The 2,829-nt window shown below is 57.0% G+C and carries 3 protein-coding genes; all 3 read left to right on the forward strand.

The annotated features are described in order from the left end of the window. The first annotated feature begins 15 nt into the window (after window positions 1-15). Window positions 16-1,575, forward strand: a complete 1,560-nt coding sequence (locus PSV43_RS16750) for a sulfatase (protein WP_345784671.1) — start codon at window positions 16-18, stop codon at window positions 1,573-1,575. Between the two features lie 370 nt (window positions 1,576-1,945). Then, entirely contained in the window at window positions 1,946-2,236 is a 291-nt protein-coding gene (locus PSV43_RS16755) for a hypothetical protein (protein WP_300199856.1), read from the forward strand. A gap of 321 nt (window positions 2,237-2,557) precedes the next feature. Beyond that, a partial coding sequence (locus tag PSV43_RS16760) for a hypothetical protein (RefSeq protein ID WP_300199859.1) occupies window positions 2,558-2,829 on the forward strand: 272 nt, incomplete at its 3' end.

The raw sequence follows: 2,829 nt of genomic DNA on the forward strand, positions 1-2,829 counted from the left end.
GCCACGCCGCCAAACATCATTTACATCATGGCTGACGATCACACGTCGCAGGCCATCGGCGCGTATGGTGGGCGGCTCGCGAAGCTGAATCCGACACCGACCATCGACCGGCTGGCGAAGGAGGGTATGCTGTTTGAGAACTGTTTTGTCACGAACTCCATCTGCACGCCCAGCCGCGCCTGTGTGATCACCGGGCAGTACAATCACACGAACAAAGTCTATGATCTCAACGGCAGGATCGAACCTGCGCGGCAGTACCTGCCCATCGAGATGAAGCAGGCGGGCTACCAGACCGCGATGATCGGCAAGTGGCACCTCGATGAGGAACCGGCTGCGTTCGACTACTACTGCGTCTTGCCGGGTCAGGGGAAATACTTTGATCCCGAGTTCATCGTGCGCGGTGCCAAGCCATGGCCGCAGACCAAGATCAACCGCCACGGCCAGCACGTCACCGATGCCATTACCGATGCCGCGCTCGACTGGCTCAAGACACAGCGCGATCCGGGCAAGCCCTTCTTCCTCATGTATCATCACAAGGCACCGCATGACATGTTTGAATACGCGCCGCGTTATGAAGACTACCTGAAGGACGTGGCCATTCCCGAGCCCGAGAGTCTGTGGCAGCAGCCCGCATTTGGATCGCTGGCCACGCGGGGGTATCAGGACGAACTCCTGCCATACATCGGCACCAGCATCGGCGACCGCAACCTGCGGCGAAACTACGTCAAAGAATGGCACCATGAAGACCTGCCCACCGCAGAACTGCGCAAACGCACCGCGTACAACGATTACATCAAGCGCTACCTGCGTTGCGTGAAGGGCGTGGACGACAGCCTCGCGATCTTCTTTGACTACCTGCGCAGCGCCGGGCTGATGGACAACACCATCATCGTCTATACCAGCGACCAAGGCATGATGCTGGGCGAGCACGACTACCAGGACAAACGTTGGATGTATGAGGAGTCCGAGCGCATGCCCTTCATCATCCGCTACCCCGCCGCGATCAAGGCGGGCAGCCGCAGCAATGCGATCATCGAGAACGTGGACTTCGCTCCCACACTGCTGGAATTTGTCGGTGTCAAAACGCCGGAGTTCATGCAGGGCCGTAGCTTCAAATCCATCTGCGAAACCAACACCGAGCCCGCTGATTGGAAACAGTCCGCTTATTACCGGTACTGGATGCACCTGTGGCACCACGACAATCCCGGCATGCTGGGGCTGCGCACCAAGACGCACAAACTCATCTTCTACTACGGCATGGGCCGCGACGACAAATTCCCCCGCACACCACCAGCCTGGGAGCTTTACGATTTGAAACAGGACCCACAGGAACTCGTCAACGTCTATGACGATCCCGCGTATGCCACCGTCGTTACCGAACTCAAACAACAACTTGCCGCGCGCCGTAAATCCATCGGCGATGACGGCAGCGACTACCCCGAAATCGAAGCCGTGGTGCAAGAGTTCTGGAACTACGATGCCAGCGCACGCGCTAAAGCTGAACAAATGTCCCATGACTACCGCGCCATTAAGGAAGCGGCAGCGCCTGCTGAGGCAAAACGGCAGACGAAGTAGTGAATGTGTGTCATCGCAAAGCAGCCGGGGTGAAAATGCTGAGGCAGTTTATTGCCAAACAATCGCTTTACTGAGACTCGCATAATAGAGTGAGATTAAGGCCATAACTCGGCCTGAGAGAAGCATGCGGCAATGATTGAAGGACGGCGGCGCATGCGCCGTAGCGCCGCTGTCGCCTCAAGGCTCAGTTCCCATGCCTGCGTGGTGATCAGGTTAGCGATCTCGTGGCACTTCAAATGTCCCCACATGTATTCCGCAGGATTGAGCTCGGGTGCATACGGCGGTAGCCGCTCTGCGATGACCGTCCCTCTGGTTGAATCCAAGTAGTCTTTGACCAGTCCGCTGCGATGAATGGGAGCGCCGAGTCAGCGTGCGACTGGTTGGCCTGCGCTTCACCAAGATTTATGAGGCGGGATTTTACGCCATGCTGCCCCTGGAGCAGTCAGACACGCGCTCCCGCCGCCAGCTCATGAAGTGCATCTCAATCTGCGACCGCACTGGCATCGTCGAATGCGAAATCTTCGCCGCCGCCTACCGCACCTACGGCCTCAACACCGTGCGCTATCCTGTGGTGCAGGTCACCAGGGAGGTGAAGTCGTTCGAGAACGGACAGGGGTTCACCCTGGATGTGCAACGCGTGGTGAAGGCGCTGCTGAGTTGATCGGATGGGCACCACATAAAGACAGCAGCTTCTTTAGCCCACTGCTACCGCTCCGTTCGGAACTTTAACTTTCCTTCGTTGCAAGAGTGAGTAAAAGCTGGGGGAAATCAATGATCCAGCTAAGACTTTTAGCGGGCAGCAATGCTTAACTTTAACACAAATTACCGTAGGATAGGCTATTCGATCAAATGCTCAACATGTGGTCAAAAAATTGCCGGAGTTGTGGGGCCTTGCGGCTCTGGCTCTCCGGCCAACCGTTCCACAGGTTTTGATCTGCCTTGAGGCATTTGAATACTGCGACAAACCCAGCTCCCAATCAAGATGAAAGATTACATCCTCGAAACTCCGCCAAATGCGGGTGAGCAGACATGGAACACTGCGCACCCGTTTTATCAGTCGGCCACTGTGTTGGCCATCGACATCGGGATTGAGGGCATTGGTCTGGCCTTGCGTCGAGGGCCGAAACCATTATGGACGCAGACGTTTGAGGTGTCCCTGCCTGAAGCTGCCCCTTTGGAGTCGCGCCGTTTGAAGCGTGGCGGCAGACGCACGCGTTCCAGCCGCAGGGCTCGCGATATCCAGTTCAAGCAGTG

This window comes from Prosthecobacter sp., assembly GCF_029946185.1.
In the GTDB taxonomy this organism is placed as follows: domain Bacteria; phylum Verrucomicrobiota; class Verrucomicrobiia; order Verrucomicrobiales; family Verrucomicrobiaceae; genus Prosthecobacter.